This is a genomic window from Belnapia sp. AC561 (assembly GCF_979252845.1).
The window spans coordinates 40,934-61,245 of record NZ_CEEDBP010000020.1 but is presented as its reverse complement, the minus strand read 5'-3'; the positions used below and the strand labels follow the sequence as shown (position 1 = coordinate 61,245).

Genomic DNA, 20,312 nt, shown 5'->3' with positions numbered 1-20,312 from the left:
CCATGCCCCGCTTGCGCCGCAGCCGCGGGCGGGACCCGCTCGGCCTGCGCCGGGCGCTGTCGGACCGGCTGCTGCCGGCGCTGGTCGCGGCCATGGCGCTGCTCGCCGCCCTGGCCCTGGCCGGGGCCCAGGGCGCCACGCAGCTCACCGCCCGCTGGGAAGGCGGTGCCGCTGCGGCGATGACGGTGCAGCTTCCCGCCAATGCTGGCCCGGCCCGGCTGGAGCGCGCCCTGACGGCGCTGGTCGCCATGCCGGAAGTGGCCGAGGCACGCTCGATGGATCAGGCGCGGATGGCGGCCCTGCTGCGCCCCTGGCTCGGCGAATCGCCCGCCCTGGCGCTGCCGGCGGTGATCGAGTTGCGGCTGGCCGGGCTGCCGGCCTCGCCCGAGGCTCTGGCCCGGCGCATCGCCGCCGCGGTCCCCGGCGCCTCGGTCGAATCGCACGGCGTCTGGGTCGCCCGGCTGGTGGCCCTGGCCCGCAGCCTCGCGGCGGTGGCGCTGGCCGCGCTGGCGCTGGTCGCCGGCATCGCCGCCGCGGTGGTCGCCGTCGCCGTCCGCGCCGGGATCGCCGCCCGGCGGGAGGCCATCGCCATCCTGCACGACCTCGGCGCGACGGATTCGGACATCGCCGGGCGCTTCGCCCAGCGCGCCGCCTGGCTGGTCGCCGCCGGGGCGGCCGGTGGCACCCTGCTCGCCGCCCCGGTGCTGGCCGGCTTCGCCGACCTCGCGGCACCGCTGCTCGGCGGCCAGCCGGCGGAGTCCATGCTGGAATGGCCCTGGGCCAGCCTGCCGATCGGCCCGCTGGCGCTGCTGCCGCTGCTCGCGGGCGCGCTCGGCTGGCTGACGGCGCAGGTGACGGTCCGCCGCTGGCTGCGCCGCCTGCCATGAGCGCCATTCGGGCATGAGCGACGCCACGGACACCGGAACCTCCCCTCCGCGGCCGCGCTGGCGCCGCCGCCAGCTTCTGGTCATGGCGCCGGCGCTCGGCCTGGCGGTGCTGGTGGCGGGCTTCGGCTGGTTCCTGGTCCTGGCCGGCCGCGGCCCGGCCGAGCCGACCCGCCATACCGACGGCATCGCCGTGCTGACCGGCGGGGCGGAACGGGTCGAGACCGGCCTCCGCCTGCTGCGGGACGGGGTGGCGGACCGGCTGCTGGTCTCGGGCGTGCATCCGCAGGTGACGCTCACCGATGTCACCCGGCTGGCGGCGATGGAGCCGGAGGCGCTGGGCGGGCGGATCGCCCTCGGCCCCCGTGCCACCACCACCCGGGGCAATGCGGCGGAAATCGCCGAATGGGCCCGCAGCGCGCAGCTTCGCTCGCTGCGGGTGGTCACCGCCGGCTATCACATGCCGCGCGCCCTGCTGGAGCTGCGCCGGACCCTGCCGGAGGTGGCGTTGGTGGCCCACCCCGTGGTACCGGCCCGCCTGCGCGACCCGGCGGCGGGCGGGCAGTCCCGCACCTGGTCCCTGCTGGCCGGGGAATACCTGAAATTCCTCGCAGCCTGGGCCGGCATCCCCGGGCTGCTGGGGCTGCCCCTGGACCCTCCCCGATGATGTATCCCCCCCGATGATCTGGCTCCGCTCGGTGCTGTTCAACATCGCCTTCTTCACCACGACGGCGCTGGTTTCCATCCTATCCACGCCCGTGCTGCTGGCGCCGCCGCACTGGACCATGCCGGCGATCCGCTTCTGGTCCTGGCTGGTGGTGCAGGAGCTCCGCTGGATCTGCGGCATCCGGCTCTGCATCCTGGGGCGGGAGCATCTGCCGCAGCAGGGCGCCGCGCTGATCGCCGCCAAGCACCAGTCGGCGCTCGATACCATCGTCTGGCTGCTGCTGGTGCCGAACTGCGCCTATGTGCTGAAGCAGGAACTGCTGCGGATCCCCTTCTACGGCTTCCTGGTGGCCAAGGTCGGGATGATCTCGGTGGACCGCGAGGGCGGCGCCTCCGCCATGCGGCACCTGCTGAAGGCCGGCAAGGCGGCGGCGGCGGCGGGGCGCCAGCTCGTCATCTTCCCCGAGGGCACCCGGGTGGCGCCGGGCGATCGCGTCCCGTACCAGCCCGGCATCGCCGCCCTGGCCGCCGCCACCGGCCTGCCGGTGATTCCGGTGGCGACCGACAGCGGCCTGCTCTGGGGTCGCCGCGCCTTTCTCAAGCGGCCCGGCACCATCACCATCTCGGTCCTGCCGGCCCTGCCCGCCGGCCTGCCCCGGCCCGTGCTGCTCGAACGGCTGGAAACGCTGATCGAGGCGGAAAGCGACCGGCTGATGGCGAACAACCCTGTGGATAACCCCGTGGATGACTTTGCGGCATCACCTTCGCCGTGAGTCCAGCTTGCCTAGCCAAGACGCTGCCGCAACGCGATTTCCCCAGGCCGAACCGCTCCCGCTGGCATGGGCGGCTTCAAACCGCACCCCACAACCCACTGAAAAACATCGATAATTTTTCGGTGCTGGCAGGATGCTTGCAGGCCAGGGAATGTTCCGCCCTTGGCTGCACACAGTCCGGCTGTCAATCCCCCGCCGATTGTGGACAATCGGTCTTAGCCACTGGTCCAACAGGGAATGGCAGCGGCGGCAGAAGGGCGGCGATCCGGTCCAGCCCGGCATCCCGCACCCCCAGCGCCGCCAGATGCGCCAGCGTATTCAACAGGTAATCCCGGTTGGCCCCGGCGGTGCCGATGCCCCGGGCGATGGCCGCCGCCGCCAGGTCGGGGCTCGGCCGGCAATAGCTGCCATGCGCCCGGTTGGCGACATAGGTGATGGCCATCGCCTGCCGCCCGCTGTCGAGCAGCCGCACTGGCAGCCGCCGCCGGGTATAGACCACCTCGTCGTTCAGGTTCTCCCGCGCATCCAGGTAGTCCAGCACCGCCGGGGCATCCTCCGCCCGGACCCGGAAGGCCAGCCCCCGGCAGGCGCCACCGCGGTCGAGCCCGAGCACCAGCCCCGGTGCCTCCGCGGTGCCGCGGTAGAAGCGGCTCTGCAGGCAGAAGCGGCGATGGAAGCCGCGCAGCAGCGCCGGATGGGTGCCCGCATGCGGGAAGCCCGGCCGCCAGATGAGCGAGCCGTAGCCGAAGACGTAGAGGTGACCATCGGGATCGAGCGGCAGGGTGGTCGGCATGGGTGGCCGCGATGCAATCCGGGGCCGGTGGCGTGAATTCGCAACCGGCGGGGCTTCGGCGTATATCCCCCGGCGAAATGTCCGCCAAGCCGCCCGCCCCCTCCGGCCGCGCGCCGAGCCGGCGCCGGCGCCTCGCGGTGCAGGCCTTGCTCGGCACCGCGCTGTTCCTCGCCCTGCTCGCCGCCGGCCATGCGCTGCTCTGGCGCTGGATGGGCAGCCAGTTGCAGGATGGCTTCGCCGCTTGGGCGGCCGGGCGCCGCGCCCAGGGCTGGCAGGTGGACCATGCGACTCCCTTGCGTGGCGGCTGGCCCTTCTCCGCCACCCTCACCCTGCCGCAATTCCGCCTGTCCGGCGGCGAGGCCACCCTGCCCGGCGGTATGGACTGGCAGGCCGAGTCGCTGATGCTCCGCGTGTCCCTGCCGCTGGTGGACCGGCTGGTGGTGGAGATGCCCGGCCGGCACCGGCTGCGGCTCGGCGGGCTGGAGATTCCCCTTGCCGCCGACCACCTGGCCGTCGAACTGCCGATCGAGCGCAACGTCCTGCCGCGCGAGGCGGCACTGGAGGGCGAGCGGCTGCGCTTCGGCATCGGTCCCGGCGGCGTCGAGGCCCACCGCATCCGCCTCGGCCTCGAGACCCGCGTCACCGCCATCGAGGGCGAGGCCGCGGTCACCCTGCGCGGCGGCGCCGAGGGCCTGCTGCTGCCCGCCTCGCCCATGCTGGCCGCGCTCGGCCGCATGGTGCAGTCGCTGGAATTCGATGCGGCGCTGACCGGCCCGGTCCCCCCCGGCCGCGGCCCGGCCGGCCGGGCCGAAGCCTGGCGCGACGGCGGCGGCACCCTGGCGCTGCATGGCCTGGAACTGCACTGGGGCCCGGTGGTCGCCAACACCACCGCGACCCTGACCCTGGACGAGGCGCTGCAGCCCATGGGCGCCGGCACCCTTCGCCTCGCCGGCGCGGTCGAGGCCCTGGATGCCGCGGCCGCCGCCGGCCTGTTGAGCCAGCGCGGCGCCGGCACCGCCCGCACCGTGGTCCGCCTGCTGAGCCGGGTGCCCCCCGAGGGCGGCCCGCCGCAGCTCGAGGTCCCGCTGACGATCGAGGACCGCACCCTGACCCTGGCCCGGATCCCGCTGGCCCGGCTGGAACCCTGGTCCTGGCCTACCCCGCCCGCACCGCCGGAGATCGTCCACGATCCCTCCCTGCCGGCGCGCTGAACGAATTGGGGGTGGCGCTGCGCCCCGAACCTGGTCTAGGCTTCCTTCATGAGGTCCCGCTTCACCCGTATTGCGCGAATTACTAGCCCGGCTGCCTGAGCCGCGCCGTGGGTACGGCGCGTCCTGCGCCGCCGGGTTCGCCCAGCCCACCCTCCTCGCGCCAGTACCGGAACCTCCCCGATGTCCGAATCGACCCTCGTCACCGCGCGTTTCCACCTGATGGCGGAAAGCTGTCCTGGCCTGCTGGCCCGGCTGCTGCAGCCGCTCGCCAAGCGCGACCTGACCGCCGATGTCTTCCATGCCGAGCGGGACGGCGACTTCGTCCGCGTCGAGATCGTGCTGGAGGCCATGCCGGCCGAGATGGTCCATCTGGTCGCCGGCAATTTCGGCCAGACCTTCGGCGTGATGTCCCTGCGGGTCGAATCCGGTCAGGCGCTGCGCATCGCCGCCTGAGGCGGCGTTTGGCCCAGGACCGCCTGAAGGGCCGTCAGCCCCGGCGGCGGAACCGCTCCACCGCACTCACCAGCGCCGTCCGCACCCCGGGCTCCAGCGCCGAATGCCCGGCATCCGGCACCACCGTCAGCCGGGCACGGGACCAGGCCGCAGCTAGCTCGAAGGCGGTCTCCGGCGGGCAGACCATGTCGTAGCGCCCCTGCACGATCTCGGCCGGGATATGCGAGATCCGGTCCATATGCCCCAGCAGGCCGGCCTTGGGCAGGAACAGGTCATGGGCGAAGTAATGCGCCTCGATCCGCGCCAGGCCGAGCGCGGTGCGGTCCTGGGCGAAGCTCGCCACCGTCTCCGGGCTGGGCAGCAGGGTCGAGCAGCTTCCTTCGTACTGGCTCCAGGCCCGCGCCGCCGGCAGGTGCACCAGCGGATCCGGATCACACAGCCGACGCAGGTAGGCCCCCAGCAGGTCGCCCCGCTCCTCCGGCGCCAGATGCTCGGCGAAGGCCGCCCAGGCATCCGGGAAGACCCGCTTGAGGCCGGTGAGGAACCACTCCACCTCGGTCGCCCGGCCGAGGAAGACGCCGCGCAGCACGCAGCCCGTCACCCGATCGGGGTGCGCCTGGGCATAGGCCAGCGCCAGGGTGCTGCCCCAGGAGCCGCCGAACAGCAGCCAGCGCTCGATCCCGAGGAAGCGCCGCAGCGTCTCGATATCCTCGACCAGGTGCGGGGTGGTGTTCTCCCGCAGCTCGCCCAGCGGGCGGGACCGGCCGGCGCCGCGCTGGTCGAAGATCACCACGCGCCAATGGCCGGGGTCGAAGAAGCGGCGATGCACCGCACCCGCCCCCGCGCCGGGGCCGCCATGCAGGAACAGGGCGGGCTGGCCGCGGGGATTCCCGACCTGCTCCCAGTACATGACATGGCCGCCCGTCAGGGGCAGCAGGCCGGTTTCGAAAGGTGCGATATCGGGGAAAAGGTCGCCACGGGGCATGCGCGCAATATCCGCAGGTGAGGCCGCCACGGCAACAGCCGCATCGCCCCGGAAGGGCCGCAAAAAGCCATGGCGGCGCGGAAAGTGACGAAATCACGAAAACCCTGCCAGCCCCCGGTCATCCGGCCCCTTCGCCTTTCGCCCCGGCGTGCCTAACTTGGCGGGAATGGCCATGCCCTCGCCCGCCAATCCCCGCCCGACGAAGGCTGAACCCCCGGGCTTGACCCGTGGCGAGCCGCTGCCGCGCTGCGCCGTCTGCGGCACCGGCAGCCGGCAGCCGCCCTTCCGCCCCGGCCCGCCCGAGCAGGCCCCGGACCTCGACCTGCGGCCGGGCGAGCCGGTGCGCTCCACCATGGCGCGCTGGCTGCAGCAATGCCCGAGCTGCGGCTATGCCGCGCCGAACATCACCCGCGCCCATCCGGCCGCCGCCCAGGCCGTGGCCGCCGCCCCCTTCCGCGCGCTGATGGCCGAGGCCGCCTATCCGCCGCTGGCCCGCCGCTTCCTCGGCTGGGCGCATGTGCTGGAGGAGACCGGCGCGCTGCATGCCGCGGCCGAGGCGACGCTGCATGCCGCCTGGGTCGCCGACGACCTGGACCAGGGGGAGCTCGCCCGGCACTGGCGGCTGGAAGCGGTCGCCCTCTGGCGCGGCGGCCCGCCGTTGGACCAGGAACAGACGGTGCGGATCATCGATGCCCTGCGCCGGGCGGAAGCCTTCGACGATGCGGCGATGACCGCCCGGACCCTGCATGAAAGCGATGCGGCGGAAGCCGTGTCGCAAGTGGTGGGCCTCGAGTTGCGGCTGATCGCCGCCCGCGACACCGGCCGGCATACCGTGGCGAGCGCCCTGCCCCCGCCCGCCCGGCGGCCGCATGTGACGCATCAGCGGAGCCAGCCCAAGGGGGGAAAAGGGGGTGCTGACCAGGGCGGCCTGTTCGAACGGCTGAAGCGCTGGCTGCGACGCGGCTAGCCCCCTTCTAGTCCAGTTCCACGGAGGTTGCCGGTGGCACCCGCGCCGCCCGCCTTCGCCGCAGCCCCGCGCCCACCAATCCCAGCACGGCCAGGCCCAGCAGCCCCCAGCCAAGCCAAAGGTGCGGCAGCAGCATCGCCCCGAAGCCCGATAGGCTGCACAACAGACCAACCAGGCCCAGGCCCTGGGCCGGCTGGCGCGGCGGCCAGCGCAGCAGCAGCACCACCTCCCGCAGCACCTGGGATAGCAACCAGAGCAGCAGGCCGATCGCCACCGGCAGGGTCATCAGCTGTTCGGCCGGCCCGGACCCGGTGATCCAACCGGCGATGCCCTGCCCGAGCAGCGCACAGAGGATGCCGAAACCCAGATGGGCCGCGCGGCCGCGCCAGAGGCGCCGGCGGTCCCGGGCATGCGACAAGGCAGGGTGGCGGTCCAGCATGGCGAGGCTCCGGCCGCGCGGCCCCCTGGCCAGCGCGCCCCGGCAGCATCGCCGGCGCGGTCGCATCGCAGCGTGATCCCCCCGTCAGTACCGCCCGATCACGGAAGCCGGCCTAACGCAGGATGCGGCGGATCAGGGCCTTGCCCCGCGCCCCGCGTGGCGGGTCGAGCAGCCGGGACAGGCTCCAGCGGCCATGCTCCACCCGGGCCCGCAGGCTGCTGAAGGCGAGGAAGCCTTCCTCCCCGTTGCGCCGGCCGAAGCCGGAGGCACCGACGCCGCCGAAGGGCAGCGCCGGGAAGGCGGCATATTCCAGGCAGCGCCCTTCGACGATGGCGCCGCTGCGGGTCCCGGCGGCGATGGCCGCGGCCTCCGCCCGGTCGGCGCCCAGCAGGTAGATCGCCAGCGGCGCCGGCCGGGCGGCGATCCAGCCAATGGCCGCGGCAAGGTCCGGCAGCGGCACCAGGGCCAGGGCGGGGCCGAAGATCTCCGTTGCATGCAGCCGGTGTCCGGGCGGCGCCTCGGCCAGGACCAGGGCCCGGTGCCGGCCGGCGCCATCCACCGCCAGCGGCGTCAGCTCCGCCCCGTCCAGCAGGGCCTCGAGCCGCGCTGCCTGGCGGCCGTTCACCACCGCGGTTTCCGCCAGGCCGATGCCGGTCGCCCGGCAGGCGGCGATGAAATCCGCCCGCGCATGGCCGAGCAGCAGCACGGTATCCGGGGCGATGCAGGTCTGCCCGGCATTCACCACCTTGCCGATCAGGATGGCCCGCGCCGCCGCCGCCAGATCGGCCCCGGGCAGCACCACCACCGGGCATTTGCCGCCCAGCTCCAGGGTCAGCGGCACCAGGTTGGCCGCCGCCGCGCGCATCACCAGCCGGCCGGTCTCGGTTCCGCCGGTGAAGACCAGATGGTCCCAGGGCAGGCCGGCGAAGCGGGCGGCGACCTCGGTGCCGCCCTGCACCACCCGGGCGATGTCCTCGCCTAGCGCCTCGCGCAGCAGATCCTCCAGCAGCGCGGCGATGCGCGGCGTCGCCTCGGAGGGCTTCACCGCGATGCGGTTGCCCGCCGCCAGCGCATCCACCGCCGGCATGAGGGCGAGCTGCAGCGGGTAATTCCATGGCGCCATGATGCCGATGACGCCCTTCGGCACCGCCTCCTGCCGGGCGGAGGCGGGCCAGAAGGGAAAGGGCACGCCGACCCGGCGCGGCCGCGCCCAGCGCCGCAGGTGCCGCCGGGCGTGCCGCGCCGCATCCACCACCAGCTTCACTTCGGCGAGCAGCGTCTCATCCCGGCTGCGGCCGCCGAAATCGGCGTCGATCGCCGCGGCGATCGCCTCCGCATGCCGCAGCAGGGTGGCGACCAGCGCCTCCAGCAGGGCGCGGCGCCGGTCGAGCGACAGCGGCCCGTCGCGCGACTCGGCCAGGCGGAGTGCCGCCAGCGCGGCCTCGGGGTCAGCGTGCAAGGGCATGGGCGGCCACCTGGCCGCTGCGGATGGCCGCCTCGATGGTCGCGGGCAGCACGGTATCGGTCCAGTCGCCGGCCAGGGCGAGATTCGGCAGCGGCAGCCGCGGCGGGTCCGGCGGCGGCCCGGGCAGGTGCCGCGGCGTCGCCCGGCGCTCCTTCACCACCCGGCAGGGCGGCGTTGCCTCCGGCCATTCCCCCGGCAGGCCGAAGGCCAGGGCGGCGGCGCGCAGTTCGGCCCAGGCCTTGGGGGCAAGCTGGTCCTGGTCGGTCCGCGCCGCCTCGTCGCCGGCGCTGACCGTCACGCTGACCCCGGTCGGCCGCACCAGCACCCATTGGCAGAGCGCATCCAGCAGGCCGAGGAAGCGCACCGGTCCCGGTCCCGTCCGGGCGAAATGCAGGTTGACGATGGGCGTATAGCTGTCCGGCACCGGCAGGTGCGGCAGCAGCCGCTGGCTCTCCCAGGGCGGCGTCGCCAGCAGCACGCGGTCCTCCGGCCCGAGGCGCAGCGCAGCCTCGCCGAAGTCCAGCGCGGCGAGGCGACCCTCCTGCTGCACCAGCCGGCGCAGCCGGGCACCGAGGCGGATCTCGCCCCCCGCCGCGGCCAGCGCCGCCAGCGCCGGGGCCACCAGGTTCGGGCCCAGCCCATCGCGGGCCACCAGCAGCCGGCAGGCGCCGCGCCCGCCCATCCGCCGCAGCACGGCGCCGAGCCGGCGGGAGGAGGCTTCCGCCGCCGGGGTATTCAGCGCCGCCACCACCAGCGGATCGACGAAGCCGCGATGAAACTCCGGGTGCGCCGCCATGGCCGGGCCGATGGCCCTATCCCGGCCCGGCAGCGCCAGCCGCGCCAGCGCTAGCAGCGCCCCGGCGGAAAACCCCGGCGGGCGCAGCGCCGGATCGCGCCAGTCATAGGGGGACAGGGCGACCCGGAAGGCCCGGCCATCCCGCGCATCCAGCACCGGCAGCCCGCCGGGCTCGGGCTCGACCCAGCCCTCCCGCGCGCCGATCCGCTTGAGGAAGCCCAGCGCCACGCTATTGGCGCCGAGCAGCGCATGGGTCCCGTTGTCGGTCCCATCCGGCAGCGCCCGGCAGCGCCCGCCCGCCTGGGGCGTCGATTCATGCAGGACCACGGGCCGCCCCTGGTCGGCGAGCGCCAGCGCGGCGGCGAGCCCGGCCACCCCGGCCCCGATCACATGGAAGGTCATCCGCGGCCCAGCGCCATCCAGGCCATCCGCAGTTTCTCCCCGGTGGTCAGCCGTGGCCGCGGCCGCTCCCCGTCCCAGCCGCGTGCCACCAGCCTATCGAGCAGCCGGCGATAGCCCCAGGCCATCACCGCGGCCGGTCGCAGCGCCACCGGGCTGTACTGGCGGATATCCGCCTCCGCCCGGGCAAAGCCCTCCTGGGCGCGGGCGCCGAGCCGGGTGCAGATGGCGGCGAAATTCGGATGCCCGATGATCCCGGCGGCGGGCCCATCGGGGATGCCGGCGGCGGCCAGCAGGTCGAGCGGGATATAGACCCGCTCCCGCAGCGCATCCTCGTCCACGTCGCGCAGGATATTCGTGAGCTGGAAGGTATGGCCGAGCGCCAGGCCGAAGCCCTCCGCCTCCGGCGCGCCGAAGATGCGGACCGCCATGGCGCCGACGCTGCCCGCCACCTGCCGGCAATAGAGGTCGAGGTCGGCCTCGGTCGCCAGCCGCAGCCGGTCGGCGGCATCGGTCTCCATGCCGGCGACCATGGCTTCGCATTCCGCCAGCGGCACGCCATGGGCCTCGCGCGCCCAGGCCAACTCTCGCGACAGCACGCAATCGGGCGCCGTCAGCTTGCGGCGCCAGTCGGCCAGGAAGCGGCGCTTCTCCGCCTCCGGCATGGCGCCGTCGGCGATGTCGTCGACCGAGCGGCAGAAGGCATAGACCGCCCAGAGCGCCCGCCGCCGCTCCCCCTTCAGCGCCGCCATGCCGCGGGCGAAGGAGGACCCGGCGCGCGACACGCGGGAGGCGACGATGGGCGCATCGCGCGGGCCGAGCCCCGGCGCCGCGGCGAAGGCCCGGGCGAAATCCAGCTTGCCCAGCGCCACCCGGCCCAGCACCGGGTCCGCCTGCCGCAGCTTCGCCAGCAGCCGCCGGGCGAGCGCGATGGTCACCGTGCTCTGCCAGGCGAGGCGGCGGGCGCGCAGCAGCCGCGGCAGGGCCGAGGCGCGGTCGAGCTGTTCCTCCACCCGGTCCAGCGCCGCATCCAGCACCTCCCGCCGCCGGGCCGCATTGGCCGGGTCGAAGAAGCCGGCCTCGCCGCCGGCGAGGTCCATCCAGGCGGTCGGCAGATAGACCCGGTCGAGCGCCGCCCGGTCCGGCACCAAATCCTGCAGATGGTTCAGCACCTGCAGCGCGGTACACAACCCGTCGGCGGCGGCATTGGCCGCCCGGTTGTCGCCATCGCCATGCAGGCGCAGCAGCATCCGCCCGACCGGGTCGGCCGAGCGGCCGCAGTAGTCCTCCAGCGCCGCCCAGTCGGCATAGCGGGCCTGCTCCGAATCCTGGCGGAAGGCCGAGAGCATCAGCCGCGCCTCGGCGGTGCCGACGCCGAGGCGGTTCAGCGGGATGCCGGGGTCGTCCAGGCTGCGCTCCATGGCGTCCAGCCGGGCGAGCTTCTCCGCCGGCTCCAGCGCGTCGCTGTCGGCGATGTCGTCGGCGGTGCGGACGAAGCGGTAGAAGGCCATGACCTGGGCACGCACCGGCCGCGCCAGCATGAGCGAGGCGGTCGGGAAATTCTCGGTATCGTGGTCGCGGTTCGGCGTGACCGTGGCGGCGCTGCTCATGCCGCCTTTGTGGCTGGATATGCGCGGCCTTTCCAGCCCGCCGGGCGGCCGATCGCCCACATCGCCAGCGCCGACCACTGGATCGCCAGCGCCACCAGCACCGTCAGCGGATGCAGCGGCACCGTCCACCAGGGCTCCCGCGCCCGCCAGGTGATGGCCGCCCGCAGGCCGAACATCAGCAGGATCGCGGCGATGGCCGGCGGCGCCGGCAGCAGCGCCCAGGGCCAGAGATGCGCGCCCGAGAGCAGCACCGTCCAGATCGGCAGGCCGAGCGGCGTCGCCATGCCCTCCCGCGCATTCTTCACGAAGCCGGCCCAGGATTCGCCGAAGCCGCCATACATCCGGCAGGTGGCCAGCGGCGCGCCATCCACCACCTCGGTCCGGTGGCCCTCGGCACGGAAGCGCCGGGCCAGCGCCAGCCCGTCGTGCAGCACGTGCCGCACCGCGCCATGCCCACCCACCGCCTCATAGGCCGTGCGGTCACACAGGATGAGCTGGCCGCAGGCCGCCGCCAGATCCGCCCGGCGGGTGAAGGCCCGCCCCGCCGCCGGCAGATAGCCCAGCAGCAGCAGGTTGATGGCCGGCACCGTCAGCGCCTCCCCGAGGGAGCGGATGATCTGGCGCGGCACGCCGCTGAGCATGGCGATGTCATGCGCCACCGCATGCTCGGCCATGGCCGCCGCCGCGCCGGGGGCGAGCCGGACATCGGCATCGATGAACAGCAGATGAGTCCCCCGCGCGGCCTCGGCCAGCCGGGCGCAGGCATGGACCTTGCCGGTCCAGCCGGGGGGCAGCGGCGGCGCCTGCAGCAGGCGGACCCGCGGATCGGCGGCGGCGATGCCGGCGACGATGGCGGCGGTGCCGTCCCGGCTGCCGTCATCCATCACCACCACCTCGACCGCGACACCCTCGCTGGCCAGCACGGCCTCGAGGCAGGCGGCGATATTGCCGGCCTCGTCGCGGGCGGGGATGAGGATGGAGACGAGGCGGCCCGGGACGGCGCCGGCCGGGGCCCGCAGCCGCGGCAGCAGAGTCAGGTTCACCGCGCCGAAGACGGCGGGAAGCGCCGCCAGCGCGAGGGTCAGCCAGGCCCAGCCCATGTCATCCTCCCGCCCGCGGGTCATGCCGCGGATCGAATTGCTCTCCACGTAGGAGGGCGCGGGCACGCCGCCAGCCCTGGTAGATGCCGCCCATGCCATTTTGGCCCTGCAGCACCGGGCGGAAACGCGCCGGATCGCGGGCGATGGCATCCCCGGCGAGCCGGTCCATCGTCGCCTCCAGCGCTTCGGCCAGAGCAGCGGCGCGGGCCGGGCGGTCCATCGCCGCCAGGTCGGCGCCGGTCAGCGGCGGGCCGAAAGCAGCCAGCATCTCGGCCGAGCGCTCGGTCCAGAAGGGATACTCGATCGCCAGCGGCAGGAAGCGGGCGCCCGGCGCCAGCTCGGCCAGCCGGACCAGCCCGGGCGCGATCGGCACCGGCCGCTCGCGCACGTCGCAGAACCGGCCCGGGGCATTCATCCACAGCATCTGCGCGGGCGAGCCCAGCACCGCCTGCGCGGTGCGGAGGAAGCCGACCGCCCCGCGGGCGGAATTGGCCTCCACCCCGAAGACGCCGATCCGCCGCATGAAGCCGTAGCGGCCGAGCGCCGCCGCCTCCATCGGGATGAACATCCGCCGCCCCGGCAGCAGCTCGGTCGAGAGGATCATGAAGGCGACGCCATCCCACCAGGAGGGGTGGTTGGCATAGATCACCAGCGGCGCCGAGGCATCGCCCGGCTGCGGCGTGCCCCAATTGGCCAGGCGGATGGCGCGCAGGTGCTTGGCCGCGAAACGGCCGAAGATGAAGCGGAAGAAGCCGAAGCGGGCCGGCGAGAAGAGTTCGACCGGCCCGGGCTCGCTCATTCCGCCGCCAGCGGCGCCCGCAGCGCGTCGCGTTGCCCGGCTTCCTCGGCGGCCGGGCTCATGCCCCGGCCGCCCAGGTCCTGGTCCAGGCTGTCGGCGGCGATCCAGCCGCTCATCATCACCATCGGCATGCCGGGGCCCGGATGCGCCGCGCCGCCGGCCAAGTAGAGGCCCTTCACATGGCGCGAGCGGTTGCCCGGCTTGAAGGCGCCGAGGAAGGCGCCGTGGCTGGCCAGCCCGTAGATGGCGCCGTTCAGCACCTTGTAGCGCTCGTGGATATCGACCGGCGTCAGCTTGCCCTCGACCACGATGCGCTCCTCGATGTCCTCCATGCCGGCGGTGCGCTTCAGCTTGTCGAGGATGGTCTGCCGATAGGGCGCGAACATCTTCGACCAGTCATGGCCCGGCCGCAGGTAAGGCGTATGCACCAGCACGTAGAGCGCCTCGCCCCCCGCCGGCGCCACGGTCTCGTCCGAGGAGGACGGCGCCGCAAGATAGGCGGTCGGATCGGGCGCCGGCTCGCCGCGCTTGTAGATGGCGTCGAACTCCTCCTCCGCGTCGCGGGAGAAGACGAAGCAGTGATGTGCCAGATGGTCGTAGCGCTTCTTCAGGCCGAGGTAGAGCACCACGCCGGAACACGCCGGCTCGAAGCCCTTCTTGGCGTATTTCTCGCCGACCGGGCCGCCCACCAGCTCCTTGTAGGTGCGGATGGCGTCCATGTTGGAGATGACGGCATCGCAGGCGATCCGCTCGCCGGTCGAGGTGCGCACCGCCTTCATGGTGCCGTTCTCGACCTCGAAGCCGGTGACCTCGACGCCGGGGCGCAGGTCGGCGCCGAGCGAGCCGGCGAGGTTCGCCAGCCCTTCGGCGACGGCCCGGGTGCCGCCCTTCGGGTACCAGATGCCCTCGCTCGCCTGCATGTCGCCGATGGAACACAGCACCGCCGGCGCCAGATAGGGAGAGGATCCGACATACTGGCAGAAATGGTCCAGCATCTGCGCCAGCCGGGCATCCGGCACATGGCCGCGGATGATCTTGGCGACGGTCCGGCCCATCCGCAGCGCCATCACGTCGCGCATGGTGTTGGGCGCGAAGTTCGACTTCATGTCGATGGTATCGGTCAGCCCCTCGACCGACTTCCAGAAGAAGAACTTCTCCGAGATCTCGTGCAGGTTCTTGGCCACCTGCTGGAAGCGCTTGTAGCCCTCGCCCTGGTTGGTGCCCGGGGCGAAGCCGTCCATGGCGCGGGCCATGGCATCGACATTCTCGATCAGGTCGATCTGCGTCTTGTCCTCGAAGAAGCAGCGCCACTGCGGGTCCAGCCGGATCAGCGGCAGGTCCTGCGCCTGGTCGCGCCCGGCCTCGGCGAAGATGCGCCGCAGCACGCGGGGCACGGTCAGGATGGTCGGCCCCATGTCGAAGCGGAAGTCGCCCGCGCCGTCCGGCGAAGGCAGCTTCAGCACCGCGGCCTTGCCGCCCAGCCAGGGATTCTTGTCGAGCAAGGTGACCTTGTGGCCACGCGCCGCGGCCGTCGCCGCCGCCGCCAGCCCACCGAGGCCACCGCCCACCACCACAACATGCGAGACCATGTCGCCTCCCCCGCGGCCCCATGATGGGCCGCCTGAATGTTTCGTTCGCCGCGAGGTCTTAACGCGCCGCCTGATAGGTCGGCGCAACCTCCGAGAAGCCGGTGCCCTGCGGCACCGCGCCCAGCCCCAGGTCCCGCGCCAGCAACCCGGTGGTGATCCGCGCGCCTTCATAGATCACCGGCAGCCCGCTGCCCGGATGCGTCCCGCCGCCGACGAGGTACAGCCGGTCCAGGTCGCTGAAGCGGTTGCGCGGCCGGAAGCACAGCATCTGGCCGAGGTCATGCGACAGGTTGAAGGTCGCGCCGAAGCCTACCGCATACTCGTCCCGCCACTCGCGCGGCGTCACCACCCGCTCGTAGCGGATGCGGCTCTCGATATCATGCAGGCCAAGGATCTTCAGCCGGTCGAGCGCCAGGCGGCGATAGCGCTTGGCCTCCACCTCCCAGTCGAAGCCATGCGCCTCGGCATCCCGCATGTTCGGCACCGGCACCAGCACGTACAGGCTGGAATGGCCGGGCGGCGCCATGCCGGGGTCGGTCACGCTCGGGTTGTGGACATAGAGGCTGGGGACATCGGGGATCTCCCCGGTCTCGATCTGGTGGATGTTCTTCCGGTATTCCTCGGAGAGCAGCACCGTGTGATGCGCCAGGTCCGGCAGGCTGCCCTCGATCCCGAGGTAGAGCATGAAGGTCGAGCAGGAGTAGCGCGCGGCCTTGATCTTCTGGTCCGGCCAATGCTTGCGCAGCGCGGTGGGCACCAGCTTCGGCATGGAATGGGCGAAATCCGCATTCACCACCACCGCATCGGCGGCATGATGGGCGCCGCCGGCATCGACGCCGACCGCGCGGCGGCCCTTGAAGGTCACCTGATCCACCGGCGAGTTCAGCCGGATATCCACGCCCAGCCGCTCCGCCACCCGCGCCATCGCGGACGAGACCGCCCCGCAGCCGCCGACGGGATGGAAGATGCCATGCTCGTATTCGAGGAAGCTGAGGATGGTGAAGAGGCTCGGGCAGCGGAAGGGGCTCATGCCGAGGTACTTGGTCTGGAAGGAGAAGGCGAGCCGGACCCGCGGGTCCTTGAAATAGGTCGCCAGATCCTCATCGACCGTGCGGTGCGGCCGCATCAGCGGCAGGCTCTTCAGCACCCCCGGTGACATGAACCGGGTGGGGGAGGCGAAGGGATTCTCCAGCACCGGGCGGAAGGCCGCCAGCTTGCGCCGGTTCTCCTCCATGAAGGGCCGCAGCCCGCGCTCGTCGCCCGGCGCCAGGCGGCGCAGCGCCGCCTCCATCGCATCGAGGTCCGGCGTCGCATCGATCGTCGCCGAATTCTCGAAGACCAGCCGATATAGCGGATCGAGCCGGATGAGCTTGACCTCCTCCTCCAGGCTCGCGCCGCAACTGGAGAAGATCTCCGACAGGATGCGCGGATAAAGGAAGAAGGTCGGGCCGAGGTCGAAGCGATACCCCTGCTCGGTGGTCAGCGTCCGGGTCCGGCCGCCGATCACCGCATCCTTCTCATGGATGGTGACCCGCGCCCCCTGGGCGGCGAGCAGCATGGCAGCGGCGAGCCCGCCAGGCCCGGCGCCGATGATGGCCACCCGCGGTCGGTTGGCTTGCAGGGCAGGCGCGGCAAACGGGGCATTCATGCGCGATCGGCGTCCATGCTCTTCAGGTTCATGAAGGTCTTGGGCCAGATGCGTTGAGTTGCATCAACCGCAAGACCACCGGGCAGCGATAATCTGGCCTATTGGGCGCCACCTAGGCCGCCGGCAGCAAGGCAAGCAGGCTATCCGCCGCTTCGATTTCCGCCAACCGCGCCGCCGCCCGCGGCAGCAGCCGGGCGATATAGAAGGTGGCGAGCGGCGCATAGCGGTCATCCGCCGCCGCCGCCCGGGCCAGCATCCAGCCCCCCAGGGTCCAGCCGGCGGCATCCAGATAGGCCGCGGCCGAGGCCTGGGCCGCCGCCGGATCCTTCTGGCCGCGATCCAGCATCCAGGCCGTCGCCTGTTCCAGCGCCGTCGCGGCGGCCCCCAGCCGGGGGTCGGTGGCCCGCACCTCGCCGATCAGCGCCTGCATCTCCGCCCCGCCGTCGCGGAACAGCTTGCGGGACACCAGGTCGATCGCCTGGATGCCGTTGGTGCCCTCGTAGATCGGGGCGATCCGCGCGTCCCGCAGCACCTGGGCGGCGCCGGTATCCTCGACAAAGCCCATCCCCCCATGCACCTGGATGCCGAGGCTGGCGATATCCACGCCGCGGTCGGTGCACCAGGATTTCACGATGGGGGTCAGCAGCGCGACCCGCGCCTCGGTGGCGCCCGCCAGCCGCGCCCGGTCCAGCGCCGCGCCGGCCTCCAGCGCCAGCAGCCGGCTGGCCAGGGTGATGGCGCGCATCTCGGCCAGCATCCGCGCCACGTCGGGGTGCCGGTCGATCGGGACGCCGCCCTGGACGCGGTCGGCGGCATAGGCCTCGGCCAGGACCAGCGCCCGGGCGCCCTGCGCCACGCCCTCCACGCCGACGCCGAGCCGCGCCGCATTCATCATGGCGAACATGGCATTGAGCCCGCGGTTGGCCTCGCCCACCAGCTGCGCCTCGGCGCCCTCGAACAGCATGACGCAGGTGGGGGCGGCATGGATGCCGAGCTTCTTCTCGATCCCGCCGCAGCGCAGCGCATTGGCGGTACCGTCCGGCAGCACCTTGGGCGCGGCGAAGAGGCTGATGCCCCGCGTCCCCGGCGGCGCATCCGGCAGCCGGGCGAGGATCAGGTGCAGGGTATTGGGCGTCAGGTCGTGGTCGCCCCAGGTGATGTAGATCTTCTGCCCGGTGATGCGGTAGCCGCCGGTGCCGTCGGGCTCCGCCTTGGTCCGCACCTGCGACAGGTCGCTGCCGGCCTGGGGCTCGGTCAGGCACATGGTCCCGGTCCATTCGCCGGAAACCAGCTTCGGCAGCCAGGCCTCCTGCTGCGCCGGGGTGGCGAAGCGGGCCAGCGCCTCGATCGCGCCGGCGGTCAGCAGGGGGCAGAGGCTGAAGGCCATGTCGCCGCTGGTCACCAGCTCGGAGACCGCCATCCACAAGGCCTGGGGCAGCTCCTGCCCACCCACGGCGATGCCATTGACCTCGGCCGGGGCCGCGAGCCCCTGCCAGCCGCCGTCGATCCAGCCGCGATAGGCGTCCCGGTAGGAAGGCGGCACCCGGACCACGCCATTCTCATAAAGGGCGCCATGCCGGTCGGCGGCCTGCATATGCGGCCACAGCACTTCCCGCGCGAAACGATCGGCCTCGCCGATGATCGCGGCGATGTCGTCCGGGCTGATCGGCAGGCCGGTGGCGGCGGTCAGCCCGGGCAGGTCGACCACATGGGTGAGGCCGAAGATCAGGTCGTCGGCGGGGGTGGTGGCGTGACGCATGACGGATTCGCTCTCTGGGTTCGCGCTCGGGGCCGCTTGCCGATCCTTTAGCACATCCCGGCTGAGCCCAAGGGCCAAGTGCCAGATCCGTCTTCGTTGGTCATGGGCGGGGACCGGCAGGCCCCCGCCCCTTTTGGCTCCTCAGCTACGCTTGCGCGGCGTGCTGCTGCTGCGGCCACCCTTGGCCGCGGCCGCGGTCCGGCCGGCAGCGCCACGGGCGGCCGGCTTGGACTTCGCCGGGGCACGCTTCGGTGCGGCGGCCTTGGCGGCGGTCCGCTTCGGCGCCGCGGCGGTGCTGCGCTTGGGCGCCGCCGTCGTGCCGCGCTTCGCGGCGGTGCCGCTGGCCCGCTTGGGCGCCGCGGCGGCCGGGCGCTTCGCCGGGGCGGCACGCTTGGCCGGGGCTGCCGGGGCGCGCTTGGCGGTCGCCGCGGCGGCACGCTTCGCCGGAGCAGCCCGCTTGGCGGTCGTCGCGGCCGGGCGCTTGCTGGTCGTCGCCGTGGCACGCTTGGCCGGAGCCCGCTTGGCCGACGCCGCCGGGGCGCGCTTGGCCGGTGCGGCGGCGCGCTTGCTGGTCGTCGCCGATGCGCGCTTGGCCGGTGCGGCAGTCCGCTTGGCCGGCGCTGCCGGGGCGCGCTTGGCCGGCGCCGCCGTGGCACGCTTGGCCGGTGCGGCGGCGCGCTTGCTGGTCGTCGCCGTGGTGCGCTTGGTGGTCGCGCCGGTGGCGCGCTTGGCCGCCGTCGTGCTGGCGGCCCGCTTCGGCGCCGCCGCCGCGCTGCGCCGCGTGGTGCCGGTGGCGGTGCCGCCCTTGGCGCCGTTGCTGCGCGCCGCGGTCGCCTTGGCCGGGCTGCGGGTGCTGCCGCCCTTGCGGCCACCCTCGCTCTGCGCCGCGCGGGTGCTGCGCGCCGGCTTGCGGGCCGGGGTCGCCTCAGCGACCGGCTTGGCCGAGCGCGCCTTCCGCGCCGGTGCCGCCCCGTCCTTTGCCGCCCCGTCGCTCGCCCCGGCGCTCGCCCCATTGCCGGCCCCATCGGCCGGCGCCTTGGCGCGGCGGGCACGCGGCTTGCGCGGTGCCGGCGTGGCGGTCTCTGCCTCCGGCGCCGAATTGGCATCGGGCATCGGGGCGTCGGCCTGGCTGGTGTCTTCGTTGTTCATCGTGTTGCTGCTTTCACTGGTGTCGCGCATCGGGTCGTGTCCCCAGTTCATGAGTGAGTGGCGCCAGCGCGTGTCCGTGACATCGCCATCCGGGCGCTGGGCCAGGTGACGGTGGATGTAGCCGACGACCTCGCGCCGGAACTCGGTATCGGCCTCCGTGTCCTCGCCCCCGCCCTCGAGCAATTCGAGGATGCGGCGGCCGGAGCGATGGCCGACCGCCTCGTCCTCCCCCTCGCGGGTGAAGCCGACGGCCTGGCTTTCCCAGGTATCCAGCCAGGGCCGCAAGGCGGCGGCGGGGATATTCACCAGCCGGCGGAATTCCGCGGCGATGTCGTCCGTCCGGCTGCTGTCGTGTTTCGGGTCGTTCTCGCCCATGCCTTTGCCTTTCCCTGTTGCCTCGTGGTGCCGCGCCGCGGCGGCCTTGCGCGCGACATCCTTCGGCTGGGCCGAAACCTGGCGTCCGGCCGCGAGGTCCTGCCGCTTGCGCGCGCTGCTGCGGCGATACTCCGCCGGGGTCAGCGCCTCGCGTGCGGCGCGCGGCAGGTAGCGCTCGCCGCTCTCGAGCGACTTCGCGCCCGACTGCGTGTCCCAATCCTCCCGCGTCCATTCGGCGAGGTGGTTGTCCGCCTGCTTGCGGCCGAGATAGCCGCCGCCCTGCTTCTTGTACTCGGCGGTGGCATGCTGCGCCTTGCGCGCGGACCATTGGCCCGGCTTGCCGCCTTCCGCGGATGCGGTGACTGCGGCTTTCACCTTGTCCCAAAGTGCGGGGTCGGACTTGCGCGCGATGCCTGCCATGCTGCGTTCCTGTGACGCGGTTGCTGCGGGCA

The 20,312-nt window shown here is 73.3% G+C and carries 18 protein-coding genes; 6 read left to right on the top strand and 12 right to left on the bottom strand.

What is annotated here, in order from left to right; translation table 11 throughout:
* The first annotated feature begins 2 nt into the window (after positions 1-2).
* The 3 genes from AC0IW9_RS17100 to AC0IW9_RS17090 are packed head-to-tail and all read left to right on the top strand — an operon-like array spanning position 3 to position 2,323.
* A complete protein-coding gene (locus AC0IW9_RS17100; RefSeq protein ID WP_471649532.1) occupies positions 3-887 on the top strand; it encodes an FtsX-like permease family protein in 885 nt (294 codons plus the stop codon).
* Between the two features lie 13 nt (positions 888-900).
* Positions 901-1,551, top strand: coding sequence for a YdcF family protein (locus AC0IW9_RS17095; protein WP_471649486.1), 651 nt, complete (start codon positions 901-903; stop codon positions 1,549-1,551).
* A gap of 13 nt (positions 1,552-1,564) precedes the next feature.
* Positions 1,565-2,323 carry a lysophospholipid acyltransferase family protein gene (locus AC0IW9_RS17090; RefSeq protein ID WP_471649485.1) on the top strand — a complete coding sequence of 253 codons (759 nt, stop codon included), beginning with the start codon at positions 1,565-1,567 and terminating at the stop codon, positions 2,321-2,323.
* Positions 2,324-2,507: 184 nt separating this feature from the next.
* Here the strand turns inward: AC0IW9_RS17090 and AC0IW9_RS17085 are convergent, their stop codons facing one another.
* Positions 2,508-3,116, bottom strand: coding sequence for a gamma-glutamylcyclotransferase (locus AC0IW9_RS17085; protein ID WP_471649484.1), 609 nt, complete (start codon positions 3,114-3,116; stop codon positions 2,508-2,510).
* A gap of 77 nt (positions 3,117-3,193) precedes the next feature.
* On the opposite strand from AC0IW9_RS17085, the gene AC0IW9_RS17080 reads away from it, so the two are divergent.
* On the top strand, positions 3,194-4,327 hold the full coding sequence (locus AC0IW9_RS17080) for a DUF2125 domain-containing protein (protein ID WP_471649483.1): 1,134 nt from the start codon (positions 3,194-3,196) through the stop codon (positions 4,325-4,327).
* Between the two features lie 180 nt (positions 4,328-4,507).
* Positions 4,508-4,780, top strand: a complete 273-nt coding sequence (locus AC0IW9_RS17075; protein WP_471649482.1) for a hypothetical protein — start codon at positions 4,508-4,510, stop codon at positions 4,778-4,780.
* 34 nt (positions 4,781-4,814) lie between these two features.
* Here the strand turns inward: AC0IW9_RS17075 and pip are convergent, their stop codons facing one another.
* Positions 4,815-5,765 (bottom strand): prolyl aminopeptidase, encoded by a 951-nt coding sequence (gene pip / locus AC0IW9_RS17070; RefSeq protein WP_471649481.1) that lies wholly within the window; start codon positions 5,763-5,765, stop codon positions 4,815-4,817.
* A gap of 220 nt (positions 5,766-5,985) precedes the next feature.
* Between pip and AC0IW9_RS17065 the strand changes: the two genes are divergently transcribed.
* Entirely contained in the window at positions 5,986-6,732 is a 747-nt protein-coding gene (locus AC0IW9_RS17065) for a hypothetical protein (RefSeq protein ID WP_471649480.1), read from the top strand.
* A 7-nt stretch (positions 6,733-6,739) separates the two neighbouring features.
* On the opposite strand, the gene AC0IW9_RS17060 is transcribed toward AC0IW9_RS17065, so the two are convergent.
* The 10 genes from AC0IW9_RS17060 to AC0IW9_RS17015 form a co-directional block, all read right to left on the bottom strand.
* Positions 6,740-7,171 (bottom strand): hypothetical protein, encoded by a 432-nt coding sequence (locus AC0IW9_RS17060; RefSeq protein ID WP_471649479.1) that lies wholly within the window; start codon positions 7,169-7,171, stop codon positions 6,740-6,742.
* Between the two features lie 112 nt (positions 7,172-7,283).
* Positions 7,284-8,636 carry an aldehyde dehydrogenase family protein gene (locus AC0IW9_RS17055; RefSeq protein ID WP_471649478.1) on the bottom strand — a complete coding sequence of 451 codons (1,353 nt, stop codon included), beginning with the start codon at positions 8,634-8,636 and terminating at the stop codon, positions 7,284-7,286.
* Complete coding sequence (locus AC0IW9_RS17050) at positions 8,620-9,834, bottom strand: FAD-dependent oxidoreductase (RefSeq protein WP_471649477.1); 1,215 nt, start codon at positions 9,832-9,834, stop codon at positions 8,620-8,622. Before AC0IW9_RS17050 ends, AC0IW9_RS17055 begins: the two co-directional genes overlap by 17 nt.
* Positions 9,831-11,441, bottom strand: a complete 1,611-nt coding sequence (locus tag AC0IW9_RS17045) for a squalene/phytoene synthase family protein (RefSeq protein ID WP_471649476.1) — start codon at positions 11,439-11,441, stop codon at positions 9,831-9,833. The genes AC0IW9_RS17050 and AC0IW9_RS17045 overlap by 4 nt, the downstream gene beginning before the upstream one ends.
* Positions 11,438-12,607, bottom strand: a complete 1,170-nt coding sequence (locus tag AC0IW9_RS17040) for a glycosyltransferase family 2 protein (RefSeq protein ID WP_471649475.1) — start codon at positions 12,605-12,607, stop codon at positions 11,438-11,440. Before AC0IW9_RS17040 ends, AC0IW9_RS17045 begins: the two co-directional genes overlap by 4 nt.
* Positions 12,543-13,340 (bottom strand): lysophospholipid acyltransferase family protein, encoded by a 798-nt coding sequence (locus tag AC0IW9_RS17035; RefSeq protein WP_471649474.1) that lies wholly within the window; start codon positions 13,338-13,340, stop codon positions 12,543-12,545. The genes AC0IW9_RS17040 and AC0IW9_RS17035 overlap by 65 nt, the downstream gene beginning before the upstream one ends.
* Entirely contained in the window at positions 13,337-14,929 is a 1,593-nt protein-coding gene (locus tag AC0IW9_RS17030; protein ID WP_471649473.1) for a phytoene desaturase family protein, read from the bottom strand. The genes AC0IW9_RS17035 and AC0IW9_RS17030 overlap by 4 nt, the downstream gene beginning before the upstream one ends.
* Positions 14,930-14,987: 58 nt before the next feature.
* A complete protein-coding gene (gene crtI, locus AC0IW9_RS17025; RefSeq protein ID WP_471649472.1) occupies positions 14,988-16,577 on the bottom strand; it encodes a phytoene desaturase family protein in 1,590 nt (529 codons plus the stop codon).
* A gap of 112 nt (positions 16,578-16,689) precedes the next feature.
* Positions 16,690-18,336: an acyl-CoA dehydrogenase family protein gene (locus tag AC0IW9_RS17020; RefSeq protein WP_471649471.1), complete on the bottom strand. Its 1,647-nt coding sequence runs from the start codon at positions 18,334-18,336 to the stop codon at positions 16,690-16,692.
* A 141-nt stretch (positions 18,337-18,477) separates the two neighbouring features.
* The gene (locus AC0IW9_RS17015; RefSeq protein ID WP_471649470.1) at positions 18,478-20,280 is read right to left on the bottom strand and encodes a DUF3140 domain-containing protein; all 1,803 of its coding nucleotides are present in this window, start codon (positions 20,278-20,280) and stop codon (positions 18,478-18,480) included.
* Between the last annotated feature and the right edge of the window lie 32 nt (positions 20,281-20,312).